Genomic DNA, 24,204 nt, shown 5'->3' with positions numbered 1-24,204 from the left:
CTTCTAGTTCTATCCTATAGCACGTACTTCTTCTCTATACACTCCTACACCAACACTACTCAACCTCTATCCCTTGTAAAAAGGGTTCCACCCTATGCCTTTGCCCGATGGCATCGCACCAGGCACCCCATCCGCTTCAAGCAGCGGACGGACAACTAACTTCACGGGCCACTCCCTGCTCTCGAATATCGCATGAGCGAGCGCGGCCCGGTCGGATTCGGGAAGCTGCACATGTTGCAGCGCTTCCTTCCAAGCCTGCTCCGTGATCTCCCATAACTTCGTTTCCGGGATGTGATACACTTCGCTAAGTGCCTCCATGATCGCAGCCAGATTCACCTGCGTCCCCAAAGACTGCACATAGAAAATCAACTTCTGGATCGTCTCGTTATACAGGCTGTTCGAGTAGCCTGGACGAATATGATAGGCAGGGTCTGCAATGCCATGTTTATCCAGATAAGGCTGATGCAAACGCACCGAATCATGATCGCGGAACAAGAGACCTTTTACCTCATTATCCTTCAACACCAGACAGCAGTTCTGACCATGAATCTCAGGTACAACACCCACCTTGAACAGGCGCATCACGATATCATAAAACGTTGTAACTATGCTGGTATAAAAGTAGAGGACATCCGTGCTACTCAGGTTATCCCCCAGAATCTCCGTTAATAGATGATGCCCTTCCAGATTCACACCCAGTGTGGCCATTGGGATTACTTTGTAAGCATCACCCAACAACTCAGTGGGATACACACGAATCTGTGCAGCCAGATGGCGGGGATGATCATCGAACAGTCCCATGGATTCTGGCATGAAGCCCCACCAGTTCTGCTCTTCACACATATACACCTTGTCCTTCAACGTCTCGTCACAAGCAACGGCCTGCCTTAACATGCGTTCTCCAGCAAGACCATTCAGAAGTTTGACTACCGGAAGATAACGAGCAGCCCCCAGAGACAGCACACTAACCGGTAGCTTGAGCATTAGGGTGGATTCAATTGACGGAGCCATCGAGCGCAGAGAGGATGTGGCCTGTACGTCGCCCACTTCTATGTCCAATACGACAATGCTGCCTTCTTCGATCTCCCCAGTGAAACGGGGCAGAATCACATGTTCCAATTGCCACGGGTGAACAGGCATCGGTAGATATTCGTCCAACGTGATTCCTTTACGGGTAAACTCTGCTTCCACCACTCCGCGCTGAACATCGTCTAACATATCCAAAATGGACAATCCATCTTCACACCCTTGCTGCACGGCATCCAGCCGTATAGCCACCCAGCGCAGCGAAATCGCCTTCCCGAATTCTGCTGCATACCGAGTTACATCTTCTGCGTTGAATCCCACCTTGGCTTTGGACGATGGGTGAAATGGACGATCCCGCAATGCCGCAACGCGCTCACCTTTGATAAACCATTCATACGCAGAAGCCGGGACATTAGCGGACAGATACTGGACTTGTTCCCAGCCCAAAGCATACTGCTCCACAGCAATGTCCAGACTAATCAGGAATTCCGCCACCCCAGGCTGCGCATAGTCCTTATCCGACAAAGCCCTCTGTAACACCGCACGTCCAACTTCTGCCGGAGTATCAAGGAGAACCCAGCTTCCATCAGTTTTCTCCTCGTAGATCGGTGAACCCTGAACCCACTGAGTCCCCTGTCTTACTCCAGTTTCAACCAGACACAGCACGCCTTGAGTGTGCAATCTATAGCGAGAAGCTACATTCTGATTATGCTCTTCGCTGTCATATCCCTTGTACAATCGACGGAACGGTGCAGGTGCTGCGGCAAAATCAATGAACGGGTGATTCCCCAGTGGGATTAATTGCTCCGACAAAAATGAATTCATCAGATCCGCCATAATCCGGCGTTCAGCGGCTTGCAGACTGGAACGTTTCATCAGTGTTGACATGATTATTGTCCTCCGTTAGATAATGGAATGCCGGGTGCGGATGCCCCAGAAAATCATGATGCGAGATGGTCCAGCAATAAGCCCCAGACTTTTCAAACAAAACAATATCTCCCACGCGCAGCAGTGCTACCTCCGCATCAGAATGCATGCGATCCTTGGGCGTGCATAGCTCACCTACGATATGGACTCGACGATCTCTTACCTCTGGACGGGCAAATGAATGCTTCCAACGGTCCGTCTCCATAATCTGGAACGGGTGGTTATGCCCCCATGAAGCAGGCAGACGATTATGGTGCGTACCTCCTCTTAACACGGCAAAATACTGATCATGAGAGGTTTTGATATCCGTAACTTCTGATGCGTAGTACCCATGGTCTGCCACCAGTAGTCGACCCGATTCAAAATACAGCTGACCTCCGCGTGAAGCAAGGCGCTCTCTGGCTTCACTTTGCTCCAGCAGGGAAGTGAACAAGGGCCAGTCGAATCCGGGGCTGCCATCATACGTGACACCGAACCCACCTCCTGCATTCACCACTTCCACAGGAAGATCATACTGTTGCTGCCACTGCTCCACCTTTTGCAAATACAGTTCGATCATCTCGGCATGCAGCCTGGCGTCCATATTGTTAGACAAAGAGTGAAAATGGAACCCGCTTAACCGAACCACACCCGCGCCTTCCACACGAATGAGTTCAATGGCTTCTTCCACCACCTCTTCATCGATTCCAAAAGGACTCGGCCCACCGCCCATGACAATCTTCGTCCGAGGTAACGTACTGCTCCGCAGATTGATTCGAAGAAGAATGCGAACCTCCTGCGCTAGACCCTGTTGTTGTTTGTGTTTCGGCTCATGTTCTTGATTCAGGCCTTGCATCAGTTCCTCTCCATACTCTTGCGTATATCTCTGCTCTAGCTTCTGCTCCCATTCTTGCTTCTGCCTGCTCCCCTGCTCCTGCCCATGCTCTTGATCCTTCGCTCGCTCTTTCGCAATCGCAATGATGCGGCGCAACTCCAGCAAACTCTCTACATGGATGTAGCTCACGCCCTGCTCGATCGCCAGCCTCAGTTCGCTCTCCTTTTTACCCGGACCTCCAAACAGAATTGGAACCTCGCGACTTACCGCTCTAACCTTCAGCAGCTCTCCAATTGAAGCCACTTCAAAACCCTTCACCAATGGAAGCAGCGCCTCAATGATTTGCGGATCAGGATTCGCCTTAATCGCGTAGAACAATTGTGTATTCCCAGGCATGCTGCCCAACATCTGACTCACCTGTTCCTGAATGCCAGCCAGATCGTATACATACGCACATACCGGATCTTCCATTCCGCGTTGCAGTTCATCTATCGTATGCCATACACCAGGTTTCATATCTGCCCACCCGCATTCCTGTAGTCATTCCGTTTTTGGGCATACGCCCGAAACGCCGTATTCCGATCATCACCAAGCACGTATATATGTACTCCCCGCTCAGTCCAGAGCGACATATCCTCCACACCTCTGGTGACCGTTGCATAAGGTACTTCGCACTGCCGAGCGGTAGTATGCAATTCATCCAGTGCACGTCTCACATCCGGGTGCTCTGTCTGCCATGGCACACCGAGGGATTGCGACAGATCCGCTGCCCCTTCCAATACAAAACTCACCTGAGGGTGAGACAGAATCTGTGTACTTTGCCGCACGCCCTCCACACTTTCGATCATGGGTACAACCATCACTTGTTCGTTCGCTTCCCCAATGTATCCCGTGAGCGGATATTTCCCGAATACACCGGGACGACCACTATTCAAGCTCCGCGTGCCAACCGGATGGTAGTAGGCATGACGAACCGCTTCTTCCACCTGCTCCAGTTGCTCGACATGCGGAATGACGATGCCTTGTGCGCCACAATCCAGCACCTTAAGAATCTCCGCTCGCTCCACTTTCGAGATACGTACCAACGGGGTTAGGCCGACCAGTTCCGCCGCCCTGATCAACTCTTCCACCGATTCCATCGATGTTGCGGCATGTTCCAAATCAATAATGACAAAATCATATTCCGCATGTCCGATCATCTCGATGATCACCGGGTGTGGGATCGATACAAAAAGGCCATAAACCGGCTGTTTACGTGCAATTTTTTCCTTCAGCGTGTTAATTCTCATTTGGCGATTCCTTTTAATTCGGGTGTTCCCTGTGATTCAAGTGCATCCTTTGATATCTTGAGCGGATTGCTCGCCTTGCGGAAATATAACTCTCCATCCCCATACAGACGGCGCTTGGTCATCTCTTCGATCAGTGCATCTTCGGCAAAAAGGTCAAATGCAGCGAATCGATCCGTGTACTCCGGGTGCTCTCGCTGATAATCCACAATTACACCTGCGCACAGCTGCCAGAACGCTTCCTCCGACAACCCAAACTTCTCCAAAGCCAGCGCAATATCTGTCATGCAAATAAAAAAGAATGCATCATACGTATAGTCCCGGACTTCCGACACATCTCCGGCATAGATGAAGGAATATCGATTGAACTTGCGGTGGGTTTCCGGCTCGGGGTTCAGCTTCGGTGCCCGTTCCGGGTGCAACAGTTGATCTGGTACATAGCGAACGCCATCATGCAGATCCTTGATAATGATTCGTTTCGGCAGATCATCTTCCAGTACCAAAATAATATTCTGGGCATGAGATTCCAGCGCAATCCCGTGTGCATAGAGCAAATGAATAATCGGCAGTGTAACTGTGCGAACAAGGGCCTCACTCCACTTTTCCACACCATGTCGCTCTACAGCATCTTGGATAAATGGAACACCATCCGGCTGCACCAACATCAATGCATTCAGCGGCCACGCCGTCTCACCTTGCTTCAGGTGAACAGAAACATTCTCCCGCCAGATGGCACCGAGTGTACCGTAGGCTCGTCCATACTGAGTTACAGGCAACTGCTCATAACGGAAAGACAGTCCCATGATTTCTTTCAAAATGCCAAACTGCGCCTGCTGCAACAGCTCATCTTCACGAACAAGTTCATCCAGCCAATCGCTGATCAGTGGCGCGTTCTGAGTCGTATGCTGTGCCAGAATGCGTGTGCTCGACGTGTTAGTGATACTTAGTGCCAACTTGATGTAAGGTGCTTCCGGATTTACCCGGTTCGATAGCGAACGGATCGACTGCTGTGCACGATAAGGCGAAGACGATGGACCAAGATACACGATGTCTCCATCCATCAACTGACGGGCATATACCGATTCCAACTGGTGCTCCCACTGCCATGGATGAACCGGAATGAATACATATCGATCACCCGCCTTAGAACCTATTTCCCCATCTACCTTGCTGTCTTTGCTGCCAACGCTAGAGCCTATTAAGCTATCTTGAACAGCTGTTATTTCACCAACCTCGGCACTGCTCCCAAGCTGATCTGCACTCGCCGCATATGCGTTGACGTTCTCACCCGTGTCCGTAAAACCTTGTTGTTGCAGTATCTGTTGAAATCGCTGTACGTCCTCTGCGGTCAGATGTTGTCCCACCAGTTCTTCCGAGCTATAACCCGCGGATACAGCGGTCTGAGCCAATTCTTTTTTCACAGCAACCCAGACTAATGAAACCTTCGAGTTAAATTCTGGGCCATAGGCCAGATTGTCTTTCAAAGAAAATCCCAGCCTCGACTTATAACTCGGGTGGTACAGATGACCGTCGGTCATGTGACTTTCAAGCGCATCATAATGCCGATCTTCATTCGGAATGTTCAAGGGCAATATAGCTTGGCACTGGCTGTCCTTTGCCATCGTTTCGAGCAGTTCCTGGATAAAAGCCGTGACATTTGCACCCTTCAACGCGTTCAGCACAATTTCCTCCAGAAACAGATCCAGATCGGTGCAGGGTACACCTTCCCTTTGAATCGAACCCTTCTTCACCTTCACCCGGCCAAATGAAAACTTCCGTTCGGCTTCACACGTGTACGCCACAGAATCGCCAGAAGATGTAAGTCCCTCGGTTCGCCATTCGCTCCCACTTACATGACTGTCCAGAATGCCTTCGAACCACATCGCCTCCAGTGTCTGCCGCATGATCCGTTCCTGTACACCCACGTAGACTGCTTCTGTCTTGCCGCCTGCTTCAGCCCTGTATCCCACGACTCCCACGCACTTCACTCCCCATTCGTTTCATTACATTGCTCACCGGCACGTAGGCCGGGGTCTGGCTGATCCCTCTTACACAACTCACCAAGTTTTGTTTGGCCAGAAATGCATCCGTTGTCAGCAGATGTCGTACATATGCATTGCCCGTTCGTTCCAGCTCCTCCACAAGTACCTCACGTACCTGTTTCCAGAAATGCTCCTCCGGGACGTTCACATCTCGCGCCATCGCATGAATCAGAGACCCCAGATGATTGACGATAAAATAGTACGATGTCCGCGCCCAGGCTTTCTCTCGCGAATAAAATAATAAATCGGACGTTGCACGATCCTGCTCACTTATAAGTTCCTCATCCACACTGACCCCTTCCAGATCGCGGACGATAAACTCAACAGGCAACCCATCCTTTAAGGTCACAAGGGTATTCTGCAAATGAGCTTCAAAATGAATGCCTTTCTCTCCCGCCGCCCGTACAATCGGCAGCAGAGAACATTTCAGATAACGTTCCAGCCAACGCTCGGCAATGTCACGTCCACCACCCAGCATCGCCATCAGTCTCGACCGCATCCCGGGAAGCGGTGCTTCAACCAGACTGGATAAGACATACGTATTCTCAACATCAAACTCAATGGGCCGATAAGCTATCGTAAACAGACTGGTTAACTCTTCATCTTCAAAAGCACAAGTCGCTACGCCTGTCTCATACGCAATATGCGTGTTCGGTTCAGCACCGAAGCAGTCATGCTGCCTGACGTACTTGGAGGCATCCAGTGTTCTGCGCATCTGCTCAGCACTGTTAGTGCGAATCATGTTGGTGATCTGCATGTTCAGTGACAGCTTGATATTGCAGTTCCATTCGGGAACATAAACTGTACGGACCGAAGAAGTTGGATAGACGATAGGCCCCGCACTACCGAGTAGAATTAATTTTTCATCTCGAAAATAGGACTGTACCTCGGACAATCGTGATATGTATGCGTATTGCCATGGATGGACAGGCAGCAGCCCATACATTTCACTCTTTTCTTTTAAAATAGGCTCCACATGGCTCCGCAGGAGGTCATGCAAATCCATTGCCGCCTCGTCATCGACCCATTCCTGCACGTAGACATCCTGCCTCACGGCGATATAACAGAGTTGAAATGATGTCCTTAACTCCGGACTGTACTTCTGCACATCATCCTCGCTGAAGCCTTTGGAGTTCTTCGGAAACGGATGGAACGGATGACCATACAACAGTGACTGTTCAGATGTGCGATAGTCATGGATGTCGAGACCGGCTGCTTGTTCGATATACAACGTAAGGTTACCGACACTGTTATCTACCTTTTGTGCAAAATCTTTGGCATATGAAGCCTCTACATGATTCATATTCTCACCCAATGGATGTACATTCTCCAGCTCAAGTGAACGCTTCATTTCCATCACACTTTTCATCATTCCATGTTGACCCGAACTCGCTCCCTGTTCCCCATTCCCGCTTAGTTCAGATGTGATCCAACGAACCAGGTCGCCATAATGCACCGCTTCCCCGCCAGATTCCATGCTGAGGTATTCATGCTCCCCCATCGCAGAGTAATAAGACAAGCGTCCTGTCACCTTCAACCTACTGGCTTGAAAAGTAACAGTGTACGACAGCGTGTTCGGATTGATCCAAATATCGCTTTCCTTCTCTAGCGCAAGCTCACGGATGTAACAGTTCAACAGCAGTTTGCACGAATGTTCATGGGCCTGCTGCTCAGCCTCAGACCGGAGCTTGTTTTCCATCTCGAACAATGATGCCAACCTTCTTTCGGGTTATAAGTAAGACCAGGGGAAGTGTAAGCAGTATGGCGCAGCCAAGTCCGATACAGATCTCTTTGAGCGCTCCCCATTTTGCCATCTCCATGGACGTTCCTGCCCCGGCAAGCCATTGCCAACGCATATCGTAATACAGGGTCAAGCCCATCACCGCAAACGAAGAAGCCAGCCGCTCAATCGTGGTTGATAACACCGACCCTTCGTGCATGTCTTCGTCTGCTAATGCTTGCAGACCAATCGCAGAGATGCTCATACCTGACAGGCCAACGCCAATTCCCCGGCATGCCATGAGCATCCCTATGATCCAGATCGATGCTCCCAGGGGCAGAACCGCAAACGACAAGATCGATATCGACACCAGCAACGTCCCCCATGCGATAAAATGTATGGACCGACCGCGATCCAGCAAGCTGCCGCCAATCCACATGAACAGACTTGTACAGATCGATAAGGGAATGAACAGTGCACCGGACAGGGCCGGTGACAGGTGGAAGACGTCCTGGAACAATAGTGGCAATGCAAAGATCACGCCAAACATGACACAATCCTGAATGGTCGAGATCAGCACGGTCAGCGGAAAGACGGCATTACGCCGCAGCAACTGGTACCGGATCAGCGGTTCCTTGCGACCGTTCTCTGTCTGGACAAAACGCATGAGCAGCACCACACCGAGCGCAATCAGCATCCAAGGTACCCATACTGCCACGACAGGACTTGCGTACAACTGTACCCCCAGACTAAGGGCACCTACAGCGCAGATCAGCATTATGACACTGGATGGATGCCATTTTTTCCTACGGGCAGGGATATAGGTTTGAATGACTCGACCGCAGCCGATCAACGAGAACACAGCTAACGGCACATTGAGCCAGAACAACATTTCAAGCCGTCCATACTGAATGATGAAGCCCCCCAGTGTTGGTCCGGCAGCCGGAGCGAGCATAAGCAGCAAGCCCCACGCTCCGGTAATTCGCCCTCGTACCTCCGGTCCGTATACATCAAACAACAGCACAAGTGATAACGGAATCATCAGCCCCGCGGCAACGCCATGCATGAAACGAACCAGCAAGAGTACTTCAATAGAGTGATAAAACAACGCACCTGCTACCGAGAACAGTCCATAGATACTGATGCCCAACATATACGTCTGCTTACGCCCTAGTCGGTCCACAATCAGGGAAGCCAGCGGCATCGTTAACGTCATAGCCAGCATGTACAGCGCGATAATCCACCCGCCTGCTGTCGTAGAGATCTGATAGTATTGCACAAAATAAGGCAGCAGCAGGTTAAATGCACTGTTGGTCAGCACCAGCGAAAAAGCACCGATCAGAATCGCGAGTAATACTGCATGCCTTTTCATCAGGGAAAGCTTCAGCATGCGGCTGTTGCTAAGGCAATCGCTTCAGCTACCGATTTCTCAAAGATCGCAAGGATTGCACCCGATTCATGCTCTGTAATATTCAGCGGCGGCAGAAAACGAACAACAGCTGAATGACGCCCACCCAGTTCCACAATTAATCCATTCTTGAAACATTCACGCTGAATAGACTCAGCCAGCGCTCCATTAGGCAGATAATGTCCCAGACGATCCTTGCGTCCCATTGGATCAACCACTTCAACGCCAATCATCAGTCCTCTGCCTCGCACATCACCAATCTCCGCATACCGCTCTTTCATTACATTCAGTTGATTCATGAACTGCTCACTGCGCAGTTGTACGTTGTACAAAACATCCTGTTCCCGAATATAACGAAGTGTCGCAAGTCCCGCTGCCATGGCCAGCTGATTGCCACGGAACGTGCCTGTGTGTGCACCAGGTTGCCATTGATCCAGTTCTTCTTTATAGATGACAACAGACATCGGCAGACTTCCGCCAACTGCTTTGGAGCAGACAATTACATCGGGTACAATCCCTGCATGTTCAAACGAAAACATTCGGCCTGTCCGTCCAATGCCTGTCTGCACTTCGTCGATGATGAGGGGAATACTTCGCTCCGCTGTGATTCGGCGTAACTCCTTGAGCCATTCAATGTCTGCCGGAATCGCCCCGCCTTCGCCCTGCACCGTCTCCACAATGACCCCACACGGTGCGGCAATACCGCTCTCGCAATCATCGAGCAGGTTCTCGATATACTGTGCGCTCAACCGGGCCGTCATGCCTTCACCAACACCAAATGGGCAACGGTATTCATAAGGAAACGGCAGGAAATGTACATCGGGCAGCAGGCTTTGCAGATGTTGTTTCTTGCTCAGATTACCACTCATCGACATCGTCGCTTGGGTTGAACCGTGATAACCACCTTGAAAGGCAAGAATGGACTTGCCGCCTGTAGCATATTTGACCAGCTTAATGGCTGCTTCTACAGCATCCGCTCCGGTTGGACCACAGAACTGGATTTTGGCTTTGTCTCGCATCTCTGCCGGGAGAATGGAAAACAGTTCTTGCATATATGAAAGTTTCAGCGGCGTTGCCAAATCCAGTGTATGAAGCGGAATCTGCTGATCCAGAACATCGCGAATGGCGTTGACCACCGTGTCATGGTTATGCCCCAGCGCCAATGTTCCTGCACCAGCCAGGCAGTCGTAGAATACGCGGCCTTCCGTATCGGTAATCTTCACCCCATGGGCCTTGTTAATGACAAGCGGGAAATGTCTCGGGTACGATCTTGCATTGGATTCCTTCTCATTTTGCATCTTCAGATATTCCGTCTGCACCTCTACTGACATAGCCCTCTAACGCTCCTTATAATCGATTCAGGCTGAACCTGCTGCCTGTGATTCTTGTTCTACATTTTGCATATGACATGGTATTGGTTCAAAATCATGGTGAGGTCCGAATTAAATGATGGTATCCGTTATCTGTCATCCGTCATATATTGTCATCTATACGTTGTTATAAGCTACATATCTTATATTCAAGTTGCTCCTGACACAGGTATTCCAGGTATAACCGAACCACATCACGAGTTGTTCCACCATGGGGAAAGACGTGGTGTGTCAGATCTGGCAAAGCATTCACTTCCAGAATGCCCCCTTGTTCTCTGGAGATTGGAGTGCGGATATCACAACAACGAACATCAACTCCTGCTACATCGATCTGAAGAGTCTTCGCCGCCTGAATGATCATCCGGGCATTTTCGGGATGAATGATTTCGGTACAATCCTTGTAGAATTCACTGATTTTTCCGGCGGCAGAATTGCGGAGATTGTATAACTCAATTTCTTTTCCCGCGGCAGGAACTTCATCCAGTGTTGTCCCTTGTGCATGTAATACCTCCAGCAGTCGTTCCGTTTCTGCATTAACCTCGGGAAACGCTTCATACTCGCCAATGAGTGTCATCTCGATTCGTTCCTGATTCAACTGCTCAATTAACGCTCGAACGGTTGAAGTTCCGTCTCCCTCAACATAGACAGGCCGATACTGGTTCACAGCCGCCACTTCTCCGTTGATGATCAGCACCCTGTAATCGATCCCGGTCACATATTGCTGTAACATAATGCTGCTGCCGTGGACACTCGCAAGATGAATGGCTGTCTCCAGTTCTTCTTCAGTACGCACATCCAGCGTCACGCCCATGCTGCTGCTCGCATCTAGCGGTTTCACTACAATAGAGCCGTATCTATTCAGAAAAGCTACTGCTTCGCTTCCCAACTCTGGGATCACGATAAATGATGGTACAGGCATTCCCTGTTCATGCAGCAACATATTACATGCCTGCTTGTTCTTCGCGAGCAGTCCAGCGATTAACGGCAGACGATGAGATCTGGTTTTGTTAATGATGATCTCTTGGTCCCCTACAGACAGCTTCAGGAAATCTTCGCATCCCTCAAGAAGTGGCTCACAGGTAATGCCCATTTCTCTCGCTTTGCTTATAATGAGTCGGTTTTGCAGATTATGAATCCCTTTCGGAAACACTGAAAATCCTCCTCGATCGAATGAAGGTACTCGCTCCTATATAAGTTGAATTAAAGATTATTTACGCTGACACTACAATGACAGAACAACCTTCTAATCGCTGTTATCCCCAGATTTTTTTGATTCCCTTTTCTCAAGGGAAAAATCCGGGGATAAAGGCGAACGCTTCGCTTTTTCAGGTTTTTTCTGTCCTCTCCGTTGCATGTAAATGATTAATTCAACTTATATTGCTCATACGTTCATCAATTTTTATTGTAGTTTAATATTGATAATGATTATCAATATCATATAAAATCTATTTTATGGCAAATCGAGCTATATTGTCAATAATAAACTTTTAAGGAAAAATAAGATTTAAATTAGTGTGGGTTTGAGTCGATGCAGGTATGCTTTTATCGAATAATAGGCACAACAAACCAGGCAAGCCTGGGACATGGTTTTACCAACGGCTTGCCTAATTTGTCATCTGCATGATCATACAATGGAGTCGATGTAGAGTTTTGAATAACTATTGAACGAATCAAAAACGGACTTTTTGATCCTTAAGCCAGTTGTGTATAACGCTGTTCTCCATTCAGCTTCCTTCCCCTTCCATGCGGGATACAGGTTGGTGTGCCAAACAGTGGATCAACCGCAATCTCACACTCCATCTGGAAGACTTTACGGACCATGTCCTGTGTAACAATATCTTCCGGTTTGCCTTCTGCGTAGATCGACTTGTTGTGAACAGCCACAATGTGATGCGCATAACGACATGCCAGATTCAGATCATGAAGTACCATAACAATCGTGCGTCCTTCCCGTTCGTTCAACTCAAACAACAGATCGAGGATATCAATCTGATGTGTCATATCCAGATAGGTTGTAGGTTCATCCAATAGCAGCGTTTCGGTACCCTGCGCAAGTGTCATCGCAATCCAGGCACGCTGACGCTGTCCACCGGACAATGCATCCACAGGTCGATCAGCGAGTTCTGTCAGATGTGTGGACTCCAGTGCCAGCTTGACCATACGCTCATCCTCTCGTGACCATTGCTTCAGCCATGTTTGATGTGGATAACGTCCTTGCTTGACCAGTTGGTTCACTGTCAATCCTTCTGGAGCGGTCGGACCCTGCGGCAAGATGGACATGCGCCTTGAAATCTCCTTGGTCGGCAGCTTTGCAATCTCTTCGCCATCCAGCAGCACCGAACCGGAGCTGGATTTCAGCAACCGGGCCATCGTACGCAGCAGCGTAGATTTGCCACAGCCGTTGCTGCCAATGAGGACGGTAATCTGTCCCTTGGGAATGGTCAGGTTCAAATTTTCAATAATGGGATCTGCTCCATAGGAGATCGTAAGCTCCTTGGCTTCCAGAATACTCACAGCTCTCTCCTCCTCAAAACTGATTTCGATTCTTGAACAATAGATACAGGAAAAACGGTGCGCCTACGCCTGCGGTGAATACCCCTGCGGGAACATCCAGCGGTAGAAAGGCAGTGCGGGCAATCAGATCTGCCGCAAATACAAGCAGAGCACCAACCAGTCCAGACACAATCAGCATACTGCCAAACATCCGTCCAACCAGCTTTCGGGCAATATGTGGAGCGATCAGGCCTACAAAACCAATGGTTCCGGCAACCGCAACGGCGATTCCCGCCAGCAGTACACTGCATAACAACAACGCTGAACGATGCCGCTGTACAGTTACACCCAGCCCTGTGGCCAGATCATCCCCGAACTCCTGTGCATTCAGGCTACGGGCGAACCAGATCGCCAGCGGTATAACAATTACGATAACCGGCAAAATCGTTCGGACATCGGTCCACGATGCTCCGTATATACTTCCTGTCAGCCAGATATAGGCTTGACCTGCCGTGTAGAACGGACTCAGAATCAGCATAAAGGTCGTTCCAGCTCCGGTAATGGCTGACACTCCAATTCCGATCAGCACCAGGCGGATCGGACTGACTCCCTTTTTCCAGGCAAGCACATAGATGATCAATGCAGTCACAAGCGCACCGACAATGGCGAACAGTGGTAACAACTTGATGCTTACCGCCCCGCCCAGCAATGTAACAAAACCTACAGCCGCAACAGCTGCACCGCCAGTGATTCCGATGACATCCGGTGAGGCCAGCGGATTACGGATAATGCCTTGCAGAAGTGCGCCTGACATACCGAGGGCTGCTCCTACGAGCAGAGATAATAACACCCGTGGCAGTCTTAAGGTCAGCACGACGAAGTCATGCTCTCCTGCATTCAGACCAAATATCGTTCTGAGCACATCCAGCGGAGAAATAAAGTCACTGCCTACACTGGTACCGACCACTCCTGCCATCAGGAACAAGAGGATACATACACCGATGACAAGCAGTGATTTTCGTTCCATTTGCACTGAGACAGTGTCTTTTTTGTTGCGAAAAGTCAACACCTTCCTCATATCTTCGTCACCCCCTTGCGGGCAATATACACGAAGAAGGGTCCGCCAATCAGTGCAGTCATGACACCGAGTGGAACTTCCTGCGGCATGATCACCAACCTTGCAACCACATCCGCGGACAGCAGCAGAATCGCTCCCCCTACAATAGAGTAAGGAACGAGCCAGCGGTAATCATTTCCCACCAGTGCACGCATGATATGCGGGACAACCAGACCGACAAGACCGATTGAACCGGCTACGGCAACCGAACCACCCGCCAGCAATACCGTAACAATTCCCATGAGCACCTTGACTAGAAGTACATTCTGTCCCATGCCTTTGGCGATATCGTCACCCGTCAACAGCAGATTGATGGCTCTGCCCATGAACAAAGAGACAATAGCTGCGGCTGTCATGTACGGCAGAACAGGATATAACATATCCAATGTCCGACCACTTACTGAACCGGCAAGCCAGAACAGTACATCCTGCAATCCGGTTCCATCCAGCACCAGAATGGCCTGTGTGAACGAGGCAAATAACGCGGAGATTGCCGTCCCTGCCAGTACAATCTTGATCGGTGTCAGGCCATCACGACCGAGGGAACCTAGCCCATATACAATTGCCGCGGCTACAGCAGCCCCTGCAAAACCAAACCACATCATGGTGGTGAGCGAAGATACGGACAATACAACAATGGCAATAACAATAAAAAAGATCGCACCAGAATTAATTCCGAACACACTCGGTGATGCCAGCGGGTTACGTGTCAATGCCTGCATCAGCCCACCCGCCACGGCCAAACTTGCTCCTACAACAGCAGCAATAACTGTACGTGGCAACCGTTCCGTCAGCAGAACCACATGTTCCACAGAACTCTCGTCATAGAATTGCAGTGCTTCCCATGCCATCTGAAACGTGATATGCGTACGTCCCAGAATCATACTGGCTAGGCAAGCAAGTAGAAGTAATATGAATAAACCAACCAGTCCATAGATCTTGGCGCTTGCCTTTGTAAAAAGGGGAAACATACTCTCACTCTTTCATCTGTAAAATGATAAAAGACCTGCCTGCCCATACACTTCGTTAACGAATGTTCTGGTGCATGGCAGGTCCTGCTCCTGTTAGTTAGTTCAGGTTGAACTGCTTATATAGATCGTCCAGCATCATGTTGGCCGATGTGTATCCACCTGCCATGTTCCAGGCCACTTCATCGACCTGAACCAGTTGGTTGTTTTTGACTGCATCAAGGTTTTTCCAAAGTGGACTGCTGGTCCAATCATCATAATTTTTCTGAATGGCATCTGTTTCTGTGCCTGAATTGAAGTTGAAGATCATGTCTGCATTCATATCTGGAATGTTTTCTTTGGAAGTCAATTCAACTCCCCATGTGTCTGCGTCATGTCCGGCAGGTCTAGTGAACCCAAGTTCATTCAGAATCTTACCTGCATATCCCATGTAGAAAATACGAACTTGATCGGCTCTAAAGTTCGTGATGGTTGCTTCAATTGGCAGACGATCCCCCATTTTCTCTTTGAAATCAGCTACACGGCCATCCCAATCAGACAACAATTTATCCGATTGCTCAACCCTATTCATCGCTTCCCCAACAGTTTTCACCGTTTCTTTCCAGTCAAAAAGCGTCTCCGTCACTACCGTTGGTGCGATCTGCGACAGTTGCTCATAGATCTCTTCATGTCTGATCTTCGTAGCAATAATCAAGTCGGGTTTCAACTTGTTGATCTCTTCCAGATTGGGTTGCGATTCCTGTCCTACTTGTGGAACTCCGTCCAGATCTGCTCTCAGATATTCATAGACTGGCTGCTGAACCCAGGATTCCACCACGCCTGTCGGTTTCACGCCAAGTGCAACAACGACATCATTCGCACCCTGGAACAGTGTCACGATCTTTTGCGGGGTTCCCTTGATTGTGGTTTCGCCCATGGCATGTTTGATCACTCGGGTCTGATCTTCAGTCGTACTGACAGTTGTATCACTTTCATTATTGCTCTCATTGCTGCTTGCAGCTTGGCTGGACGTATTTGTTGTCTCGGCACTTCCACCAGAAGCACAACCAGCAAGTAATGAAATCATCAGAATAAGTGCTGCATAAATGTATAGCTTTTTCTTTACTTTATACATGAAATCCGTCTCCCCTTTTTTATCTAAATGATATTGAATCTCATTATCAATTGTATTGTAATGGAGATGAAATCATTATACAAGCATTTTATTTGGAAAAACTTCTCACTCCCTGTCGAACTCTGTAACTTCATAAAACAACATTAAATAAAGATAAATTAACTAAACCAATACAATATATATCGATACAATACGCCTCCACACAAACCATATATGTAATTTTTTTCTTACCTACAAAATATACAAATCTCTCTTTTTACTTTTAGTTTCATCTAATACATGTCCTTTTTGCTAGTGACTCATTATTCATTCATATGCGTTTGACTGATGAATTTACTGTAAAACAATTCCTGTAATTTCTTGTTGTACTATGTTAGATTATCCATTGGAATAAAATCACATCTATAGATAGGGGATATTAACACGTGAAGAAATCATGGGTACTATCAATCATTATGAGTTTTGTCTTGCTCGGCGGGGTGTTCGCACCTGTAGGGTCCTATGCCGCTGCTGCGGATGACTCAACCACTACATATTCGGAAGACGAATACTATGAAGAAATTGACACGTCAGAACAAGAACCGATCCCTACAGTCGAAGAAGAAGATTTCCTGGGCTACCTTGATCAGTTGGATATGGCATCGGTATATGAGGAGAGAGCCTTCAATGCTTTGGGAGGTGGATTTTACATCACATCATCCAATCGCAAGTCCGTTTTCCTGAAACTGACCAATACAGCGATTCCTAACTACACCAAATATGTATCCAAGCTGAAGATGATCAAACCGCAAAATGCGGAATTGCAAAAAATCCATGCCAACTTGATCAAAGGTAGCTATACACAGCTGGAAGGATTCCAACTCGCTAAAAAATCTGTCTCCAAAACAACGGTAAACAGCGCTGTCCTGAAACAAGCCAATGCCAAAATTGCTACCGGCAAGAAAAATATCGAGAAATTTCACAAAGAATTCTCTGCATACGCCAATAAACTTGGATTTGATTTATAAAAAACAGTAATTGCAGATATGCGTCCTACATTTCGAATAAAACAATTTGAAATTTAAGGAAAAAAAGTGTTTTCTTTTGCTGAGTTAGTTCGTATAATAGCACTATAATCAAAAGGCTATGCTGCCGAAAGGTACAACCTCGTGAACAATTGAGGTTGTGCCTTTTTTTGCGTTTAATGGCCACTTTTATCTGAATTTCATCATCTGACGAGGAGTGATTTACATGATTCTTGAAGCCGTTTACCATCGCCCCAAACTCAATTGGTCCTATGCGTATGACCGCTCGACCATGCACCTCCGACTTCGGTCCAAACGTGGGGACCTGGATGCGGTGATTGCGATTACGGGAGACAAATATGCCTGGGATCGGACGATCACACACACCCCTATGCATATCTTTGCCCGGGATGAAATGTTCGATTATTGGGAAGCTGAGACTTCACCTCCCTATCGCCGATTACGGTATGGTTTCCAACTGATTCAAGGAGAGGAATCGGTCTGGATGACGGAGCGCGGATTCGAGCAGGCGCTGCCTGATCATCCGCTCGAATTCTTTGATTTTCCATTTATGAATCCAGTCGACATTTTTGAACCGCCTGCCTGGGTTAAGGACGCTGTGTTTTATCAGATTTTCCCTGAACGTTATGCCAATGGTGATCCATCCCTCAGTCCCAAAAATGCTGAACCCTGGGGAGGAGAACCTACACCGGTGAACTTCTTCGGCGGCGATCTCCAAGGTGTGCTGGATCATCTGGATCATATAAGTCAGCTCGGCATCAATGCCATTTATTTCTGTCCGTTGTTCGAAGCCACGACGAATCACAAATACAATACAGGCGATTACATGAAGGTTGATCCTCACTTTGGAACCAATGAACAGTTCAAGGCGTTCGTGGATGCCTGTCATCAGCGCGGCATACGTGTCGTTCTGGATGCGGTGTTCAACCATTCCGGCAGAGAGTTCCCTCCTTTTGTCGATGTCATGAAGAATGGAGCTGCCTCTCCCTACGCAGATTGGTTCTATATCAAAGATTGGCCGCCGCGTGTGGAGGATGGTATACCGACTTATGACACCTTTGCCTTTGAACCGCTCATGCCGAAACTGAACACGGAACACCCTGAAGTGAAGGCATACCTATTAGAGGTAGGACGTTTCTGGATTGAGGAGATGGACATTGACGGATGGCGGCTCGATGTGGCGAATGAGGTGGATCATCAGTTCTGGCGCGAATTCCGTCAGACGGTAAAAGCCATTAAACCTGACGCCTATCTGCTCGGTGAGATCTGGCATGATTCGCTCATGTGGCTTCAGGGAGACCAGTTCGATGCCGTGATGAATTATCCGTTTACCAATTCGGTATTGGACTATACGGTGCACGGCAAGCTCGACGGACTCGCATTTGCCAATGAGATCGGCAAACTGCTCGCAGCCTATTCACAGCCTGTGACCGAAGCGTCCTTCAATCTGCTCGGAAGTCATGATACACCCAGACTGCTGACCTTATGTGATGGAGACCAGCGCAAGATGAAACTTGCCGTTACGTTACTACTTACGTATCCAGGTGTGCCATGTATCTATTATGGAGATGAAGTGGGACTTGATGGGGGATATGATCCGGGTTGCCGCAAGTGTATGGAATGGGATGAGACCAAACAGAATCGCGATCTTCTGGAATTCTTCACCCGTACGATTTCCCTTCGCAAACAGCACCCTGCCCTGTGCAGCACGGAACTGAAGATTGTATATGCAAAAGCCGGAGACCCTTGTCTTGCCATCGAACGATTGGATTCGCATACGGGAGAGCGCATGCTTCTTGTTCTTAATGCGGGTGATGAGCCGTGTACCCTTGAACTCCCCTTGGGAGATCGTAACGTCTGGCGAAATCTGTTCACATCCAACACCGTGGAAGCTCGGCAAAATAAACTGACCCTCAATCTGGAAGCATACGGATTCTCACTGATGCAACTTGAGGTGAAACAACCAGCTGAGGCCTGAGATAAATACAGCTAACAAGGAAAAATAACTTCAAAGAGGCTGTCCCCTAGGTGATATGCTCCCCATAAAGTAGACAGGTAAATAATAAAATCCTGTTACTGTATGGGGAGCATATCAGACCAAGGACAGCCTCTTCTGTATCTTATACGTCTTGTATGTCTTGTATGTCTTGTGCATCTTATACGTCATATCCTAACGAACCCAGCACACGTTATTTGCTTCATTATACGCGGGTTAAATGCCTAACGAATCAGAGAGACCTTATTTCGTCCAATACGTCGATTTTCGAGACCAGAAGCCGTATTTTTGAAGCAATAACGTTACTGAGATTCGTTAGGTTTTACTTTTCTTGTTTATCCCCTCAATACGATGTCTGAGGTTCGTTAGCGATACCGATTCAAGCAAGGTGAAACTCTTCGAGGCAGCGACCTATTTTCCAGCCGAGGCGAAGGGTGTCGAAGTCATTGGTTTTCGTATTTTCTTCATTCTTGAGCTTACGAGCGCTCCCTGTGTAATTACGATTTTCTGCGGAATCTTGTATGAAGGCAGCTTGTCCTGACAATATTCCCAGATGGATCGCCGCAGATCGGTGAGAGTACATTCTGTAGCCAGCCGGATAGTCACCTTCACCCTCTGACCCGTGATACCACTCTGTTCTCCCGAAACTACAGCCGCTTCAATACATTCCATCTCTTCCAGAACACCCTCGACCTCGGCAGGATACACTTTCCGTCCCCCTACATTAATGATCTCGGAACGGCGGCCCAGAATACGAATGTACCCCTGCTCCAGCACGGCCTCATCCCCAGTACGTAACCACCCGTCCTCTGTAAAAGGTGAAGGTGCATTCAAATATCCAATCATCGCGGTTTCCGTGTGAATCTGCAATTCTCCTTCCACCACCCGATACTTGACCCCTTCATCTTGAATGGAAAACAGCAACGAGCCTGGCTCTTTGGAGCGGGTTGGCAGAATGCCAAGTTCAGACATGCCATAGGCTTGTATCATCCTTAGTTGTGGAAATCTCCGGTTCCAGGCTGCCAGTACGGATTCAGGCATCACTTCCGATCCGTATGACACAACTTCGAGACTCGACAGATCATACCCCTCATCATTTCTACCCAGCAGCAACAGATTCATGAATGTTGGGGAGACAGGCAGCGCCTGCACACGAAACTTCTCAATCGTTCGGCACACTTCTTCGGGAGAACGATCCGCAATGATACAGAGACAGCCCCCACTGGACAGGGATTGCAGCATGGTATTCACACCGCCGATATGATCAAACATCATGAATGGAATCGTTCGCAAGGGCCGAACCTGCCGCCGAAAACCATGTAACAGCCGATCTGCACGATGGACAGTCGCTTTGCTTACTCCGGTTGATCCAGATGAAAAGAGTACCAGTCCGCCTACGCCCTCCTGTGCCAGCGAGGATAACAACACAGGAACCTCTCCAGATAATTCACATGTTTGCCGAATGCACAACTTGCCTTCTTCAACGCCCAAACGCCACTTCACCTGTGCCAGCTGGATATATTCCTCTCGTTTGGCTTCAACCAGGTTCCGATCCATGGGGAGCACGATACACCCTTGTCCGAGCAAAGCAACCAACGCTGCCGCTGCATAGGGGGAATAGTCTTCCTCCAGCGTTACAAGTTGCCCATTCAGCCCTTCTGCTGTAATCCGCTCACTCATGATGCCAACCTGTTCCAGCAGCCAACGGTAACTGTACTCCTGTTCCTTCCAGATCAGCGCAGGTTGCTGTCCCTGCTCCGCGAATCGTTCAAGCAAGAATTGGTTCAACATCTTGCATCCTCCTCACCGGCAGGCGCCCATTGCTGTGCGAGATAATCAACAAGTGAACCTACGGTCTGATATGGGCTTTCCGGCATGGAAGCAGCAGCCATCTCCGCCAGTGCGGCTCCCATCCCCGTACCCCATCGATCTTCAATTCCCTGCTCTACCACTGCAAGCAATGACACGAGTTCCAGCGAATCCAGTTGCCCACTTCGTCCGTACAGTGGAGCGTTACCACCCTCACCAAGTGGAATCGTTGTATTATGGTACGCGTTTAACTCCCGGCAACTATCCAATACGATACGGAGCAAATCCTCCCTGTGTTCTTGTCCAATCATCAACACGGCCTGACGTGGGAAGCAATCTGCCTGAGGTATGGACTGTCGAAGTGACTCATACCATTGCCATTCATCGGTGACCAACATTTTAATTACACTTGTTAGCTGTACTTTCCACTGCTCACGCTGTTTTATCCGACTGACCTGAAGCATATTGTAGGCCTTCTCCCAACGTACAATGATCTCGCTGAATTCTCTCGCATATTGATCAAGTGGAGAACCGAGCCATAAGGCAGACTCCTGAAGAAGATCTCGAAGAAAATATCGACTCCATCGCATATCAAACAACAGACCCGATATTAACATTTCATTGGCCGGATCCCCTTCATTCACCTCATGCAGTGCATGTAACAGTTGTAGCGATACCGCATGTCCAAAATGAAAATTGCGCTCTCCTTGTGTAATCGTCCGGCCTGTCAGAAATTCTCCAATCTGCGTTGTTAACGCCTGGATCAACATGTCTCGGTAACCGTCAGAGTCCAGCTTCACAGTCGCCCGAATGTCCATGGTTCCATACGTTCGGAGTTCTTCTTTGCGCTTCGCCTGAGCAAGCTCGGGTATGCTTTGGTTTCCTTTCCAGAAGTCATGAAAGGCCCTTTGAGTAACCTTTCCCTTATACTTGGAGGGCACGGGATCGTAGACGTGAACATGCTCATCTTCCAAACCATATACAGCAATCCAATGGTCTACCAGATGTAGTCGGGAACCTTGCTTCACGTGTTTGCGAATGTACTCGGGATTCTGATAATCCTCACAGTAAGGCAGATGATAACTGGTTCCTGTAGCCAAAAAAAGCCCACCTTCGCCAATATACTGCCGGATCTGCGTCTTGCCTTCCTCGAAGCTTTCCAGCTGTCGCTGACCATACATCTCCCAGATTGGCTCTACATAATCCAGTTTGTGAAAATAAGGCTTCACCAGTCCGTTATCCCCGCACGAAGGAAGGCTGTACAACCGACTTGCCGCCAGCAGTGCAAGACTTGTGATGGATCCTTGTCGATGGAGCACTTCATGAATCAGAGGAAAATTGCAGGGATAATAATAAGGAATGTCCAGCACTGGAGCGAATGAAGGAATGATCATTTTGGGCCTCCTGTTCCCGTTTTGGCTGACGTACTGCCCCAGGATTGGATTAGGTAATGCACAGACATATCATCTGTCGCTCGAAATACCCGATTGGCAATAGGTTTGCCATCCACATCGGTCTCGAAACGACGGAAACCGCGAGTAAACCGGAAGGAGAACCCACTATCTCGCGGGACTCGGTAACTACCTTCATATCGACCTTTACCGGAACGAACAAGCTTCATGCCCATCCCACCATATATCGTCTCCTCCGAGTCTTCGTCGGGAGCTACGTCTGCATGAATGCAGACCTCCACATGAGTGGACAATTCAGGAACGACAGTGTAGATGCGTGTAGCAGACAGTTCCCCCATAGTCAGCGTGATGGATGCACTTCCAATACCGACAGGAACCAACTCTCCACTCGCATGAACCTGAAGCACATTTGGGTCACTCGAAGTATAATTCCCATGCAGCAGACTCTGAACCAATCCACTCTCGTAGTGCATTTGTGCATTGATACACACGGTCATTCCACCCTTTAGTCCGATGACATCCCTTCCAAGCAGTTCGAGCGAGGAGGGCTTACCTACGTGGCCGAACATGTACAGTAACGGGAGGTGAACGCGTGCTCCCCAGTCACCTTCCTGATGGCAGGCACCCTGCTGTTCCAGAAACGCCAACTCCTCATCCGATCCTACTCCGCGTTCAAGTAATTGATGAGCTACCCTTCTGACCTGAGAAGGCAGAAACAGACCTTCCGTATCTCCAATATCCATCCATATTCGAACGGCGGGTACCTCCTCTGGCAAGCGATACATGTCTTCTTCCAACAGCCCGCTCTCCGATGTTTCGTCCAGCTGCACATCCACATAAAATGGCGACATCATGATCAGTTTTCCAAAAACCTCCGGATTTCGCATCCCCATGTGCAATGTACAAAGCGCCGCGGCAGATGAACCTAACAGCCCGGTATTATGCTTGTCTGGTAACGTCCGATAACGATGATCAATGATCGGCTTGAGCTCATGAATGATGAAATGCTCATAGGCGATGCCTGAGCACCCCACACTCACGGCCTCTCTCTCCGGAGCAATGAAGTGGTAGAATTCGTTGTGCGTGACTGGACGAACATGCGTAATGCCGACAATAATCAGTGATTCAATCTGCCCGGAGGAAATAAGACCGTCTGCTGTCTGGTCCATATTCCATGTTTCATTGCCTGGCCCGGATGGACCAAAAGCCCGCTGCCCCGCATGAACGTACAGAACCGGATAATGCCGAGCTGTCTGCTCATGGTAACCGGGCGGGAGGTACACATAAATGTTGCGGATATTGCCCAGCCGCGACGCCTGAATGCCTTCCAAACATTCGATGACAGAATGGGTACTCAACGATCATCAACCGCCTCTCTTCTCCCAATTCGACTGCATAATACAAATAACCCCGCCTCAGAAGAGACGGGGTTGTCCTAGAAAACACGTAAGTGTCCCGGGATACATAGCCCTTATATTGTGAATCTGCGAATAGTTTAAATCCCCGGACGTGCTTTTGTAAACATAAAAATAGAAAATAAATGCTCCCAAAAAAGTTATTGACATAAGATCCAATATTTCTTACGATAACGTTGTGATCATAACTCGAGGGCCATGCTTTTAAACCTGAGCGGTTTAGGACAACCCCGGTAACTCCCGAAGGAGATGCCGGGGTTGT

At 48.8% G+C, this 24,204-nt stretch carries 17 protein-coding genes; 2 read left to right on the top strand and 15 right to left on the bottom strand.

Translation table 11 applies throughout. The annotated features are described in order from the left end of the window. Window positions 1-66: 66 nt before the first annotated feature. The 12 genes from V6668_RS05040 to V6668_RS04985 all read right to left on the bottom strand — a co-directional run bounded on the left by V6668_RS05040 (window position 67) and on the right by V6668_RS04985 (window position 16,285). Window positions 67-1,914: an IucA/IucC family protein gene (locus V6668_RS05040; RefSeq protein WP_338707863.1), complete on the bottom strand. Its 1,848-nt coding sequence runs from the start codon at window positions 1,912-1,914 to the stop codon at window positions 67-69. Then, a complete protein-coding gene (locus V6668_RS05035; RefSeq protein WP_338707862.1) occupies window positions 1,874-3,283 on the bottom strand; it encodes a type III PLP-dependent enzyme in 1,410 nt (469 codons plus the stop codon). The genes V6668_RS05040 and V6668_RS05035 overlap by 41 nt, the downstream gene beginning before the upstream one ends. After that, on the bottom strand, window positions 3,280-4,056 hold the full coding sequence (locus tag V6668_RS05030) for an HpcH/HpaI aldolase family protein (protein WP_338707861.1): 777 nt from the start codon (window positions 4,054-4,056) through the stop codon (window positions 3,280-3,282). Before V6668_RS05030 ends, V6668_RS05035 begins: the two co-directional genes overlap by 4 nt. Further along, window positions 4,053-6,032, bottom strand: a complete 1,980-nt coding sequence (locus tag V6668_RS05025) for an IucA/IucC family protein (RefSeq protein WP_338707860.1) — start codon at window positions 6,030-6,032, stop codon at window positions 4,053-4,055. Before V6668_RS05025 ends, V6668_RS05030 begins: the two co-directional genes overlap by 4 nt. Further along, on the bottom strand, window positions 6,007-7,794 hold the full coding sequence (locus V6668_RS05020; RefSeq protein WP_338708892.1) for an IucA/IucC family protein: 1,788 nt from the start codon (window positions 7,792-7,794) through the stop codon (window positions 6,007-6,009). Before V6668_RS05020 ends, V6668_RS05025 begins: the two co-directional genes overlap by 26 nt. Then, window positions 7,772-9,187: an MFS transporter gene (locus V6668_RS05015; RefSeq protein WP_338707859.1), complete on the bottom strand. Its 1,416-nt coding sequence runs from the start codon at window positions 9,185-9,187 to the stop codon at window positions 7,772-7,774. Before V6668_RS05015 ends, V6668_RS05020 begins: the two co-directional genes overlap by 23 nt. 11 nt (window positions 9,188-9,198) lie before the next feature. Continuing rightward, the gene (locus tag V6668_RS05010) at window positions 9,199-10,554 is read right to left on the bottom strand and encodes a diaminobutyrate--2-oxoglutarate transaminase (RefSeq protein WP_338707858.1); all 1,356 of its coding nucleotides are present in this window, start codon (window positions 10,552-10,554) and stop codon (window positions 9,199-9,201) included. A 166-nt stretch (window positions 10,555-10,720) separates the two neighbouring features. Further along, the gene (locus V6668_RS05005; RefSeq protein ID WP_338707857.1) at window positions 10,721-11,743 is read right to left on the bottom strand and encodes a hypothetical protein; all 1,023 of its coding nucleotides are present in this window, start codon (window positions 11,741-11,743) and stop codon (window positions 10,721-10,723) included. A gap of 542 nt (window positions 11,744-12,285) precedes the next feature. Beyond that, complete coding sequence (locus V6668_RS05000) at window positions 12,286-13,107, bottom strand: ABC transporter ATP-binding protein (protein WP_100526515.1); 822 nt, start codon at window positions 13,105-13,107, stop codon at window positions 12,286-12,288. A 13-nt stretch (window positions 13,108-13,120) separates the two neighbouring features. After that, window positions 13,121-14,164, bottom strand: coding sequence for an iron ABC transporter permease (locus V6668_RS04995; protein ID WP_338707856.1), 1,044 nt, complete (start codon window positions 14,162-14,164; stop codon window positions 13,121-13,123). After that, window positions 14,161-15,174 (bottom strand): FecCD family ABC transporter permease, encoded by a 1,014-nt coding sequence (locus V6668_RS04990; RefSeq protein WP_036606207.1) that lies wholly within the window; start codon window positions 15,172-15,174, stop codon window positions 14,161-14,163. Before V6668_RS04990 ends, V6668_RS04995 begins: the two co-directional genes overlap by 4 nt. 97 nt (window positions 15,175-15,271) lie before the next feature. Beyond that, window positions 15,272-16,285 carry an iron-siderophore ABC transporter substrate-binding protein gene (locus V6668_RS04985; protein WP_338707855.1) on the bottom strand — a complete coding sequence of 338 codons (1,014 nt, stop codon included), beginning with the start codon at window positions 16,283-16,285 and terminating at the stop codon, window positions 15,272-15,274. A gap of 425 nt (window positions 16,286-16,710) precedes the next feature. Here V6668_RS04985 and V6668_RS04980 point away from each other — a divergent pair, with 425 nt between their 5' ends. Together V6668_RS04980 and V6668_RS04975 are read left to right on the top strand one after the other, a co-directional pair. Continuing rightward, on the top strand, window positions 16,711-17,292 hold the full coding sequence (locus tag V6668_RS04980; RefSeq protein WP_047841757.1) for a hypothetical protein: 582 nt from the start codon (window positions 16,711-16,713) through the stop codon (window positions 17,290-17,292). A 223-nt stretch (window positions 17,293-17,515) separates the two neighbouring features. Then, window positions 17,516-19,288 carry an alpha-glycosidase gene (locus V6668_RS04975; protein ID WP_338707854.1) on the top strand — a complete coding sequence of 591 codons (1,773 nt, stop codon included), beginning with the start codon at window positions 17,516-17,518 and terminating at the stop codon, window positions 19,286-19,288. Window positions 19,289-19,717: 429 nt separating this feature from the next. On the opposite strand, the gene V6668_RS04970 is transcribed toward V6668_RS04975, so the two are convergent. The 3 genes from V6668_RS04970 to V6668_RS04960 are packed head-to-tail and all read right to left on the bottom strand — an operon-like array spanning window position 19,718 to window position 23,885. Then, window positions 19,718-21,097 carry a fatty acid--CoA ligase family protein gene (locus V6668_RS04970; protein ID WP_338707853.1) on the bottom strand — a complete coding sequence of 460 codons (1,380 nt, stop codon included), beginning with the start codon at window positions 21,095-21,097 and terminating at the stop codon, window positions 19,718-19,720. Continuing rightward, a complete protein-coding gene (locus V6668_RS04965) occupies window positions 21,091-22,509 on the bottom strand; it encodes a hypothetical protein (protein WP_338707852.1) in 1,419 nt (472 codons plus the stop codon). The genes V6668_RS04970 and V6668_RS04965 overlap by 7 nt, the downstream gene beginning before the upstream one ends. Further along, a complete protein-coding gene (locus tag V6668_RS04960) occupies window positions 22,506-23,885 on the bottom strand; it encodes an alpha/beta hydrolase (RefSeq protein WP_338707851.1) in 1,380 nt (459 codons plus the stop codon). The genes V6668_RS04965 and V6668_RS04960 overlap by 4 nt, the downstream gene beginning before the upstream one ends. Window positions 23,886-24,204 lie beyond the last annotated feature (319 nt).

Source organism: Paenibacillus amylolyticus (assembly GCF_036894225.1).
Lineage (GTDB): Bacteria > Bacillota > Bacilli > Paenibacillales > Paenibacillaceae > Paenibacillus > Paenibacillus amylolyticus.
This window is presented reverse-complemented; position numbering and strand designations above follow the sequence as displayed.

What these genes read in the sequence shown, in the direction of transcription:
- V6668_RS04975 (WP_338707854.1), top strand. Translation starts at nt 17,516, where the DNA reads ATGATTCTTGAAGCCGTTTACCATCGCCCCAAACTCAATTGGTCCTAT.
- V6668_RS04995 (WP_338707856.1), bottom strand. Translation starts at nt 14,164, where the DNA reads ATGAGGAAGGTGTTGACTTTTCGCAACAAAAAAGACACTGTCTCAGTG.
- V6668_RS05020 (WP_338708892.1), bottom strand. Translation starts at nt 7,794, where the DNA reads ATGGAAAACAAGCTCCGGTCTGAGGCTGAGCAGCAGGCCCATGAACAT.
- V6668_RS05015 (WP_338707859.1), bottom strand. Translation starts at nt 9,187, where the DNA reads ATGAAAAGGCATGCAGTATTACTCGCGATTCTGATCGGTGCTTTTTCG.
- V6668_RS04990 (WP_036606207.1), bottom strand. Translation starts at nt 15,174, where the DNA reads ATGTTTCCCCTTTTTACAAAGGCAAGCGCCAAGATCTATGGACTGGTT.
- V6668_RS04965 (WP_338707852.1), bottom strand. Translation starts at nt 22,509, where the DNA reads ATGATCATTCCTTCATTCGCTCCAGTGCTGGACATTCCTTATTATTAT.
- V6668_RS05030 (WP_338707861.1), bottom strand. Translation starts at nt 4,056, where the DNA reads ATGAGAATTAACACGCTGAAGGAAAAAATTGCACGTAAACAGCCGGTT.
- V6668_RS04985 (WP_338707855.1), bottom strand. Translation starts at nt 16,285, where the DNA reads ATGTATAAAGTAAAGAAAAAGCTATACATTTATGCAGCACTTATTCTG.
- V6668_RS05040 (WP_338707863.1), bottom strand. Translation starts at nt 1,914, where the DNA reads ATGTCAACACTGATGAAACGTTCCAGTCTGCAAGCCGCTGAACGCCGG.
- V6668_RS05010 (WP_338707858.1), bottom strand. Translation starts at nt 10,554, where the DNA reads ATGTCAGTAGAGGTGCAGACGGAATATCTGAAGATGCAAAATGAGAAG.
- V6668_RS04970 (WP_338707853.1), bottom strand. Translation starts at nt 21,097, where the DNA reads ATGTTGAACCAATTCTTGCTTGAACGATTCGCGGAGCAGGGACAGCAA.
- V6668_RS05035 (WP_338707862.1), bottom strand. Translation starts at nt 3,283, where the DNA reads ATGAAACCTGGTGTATGGCATACGATAGATGAACTGCAACGCGGAATG.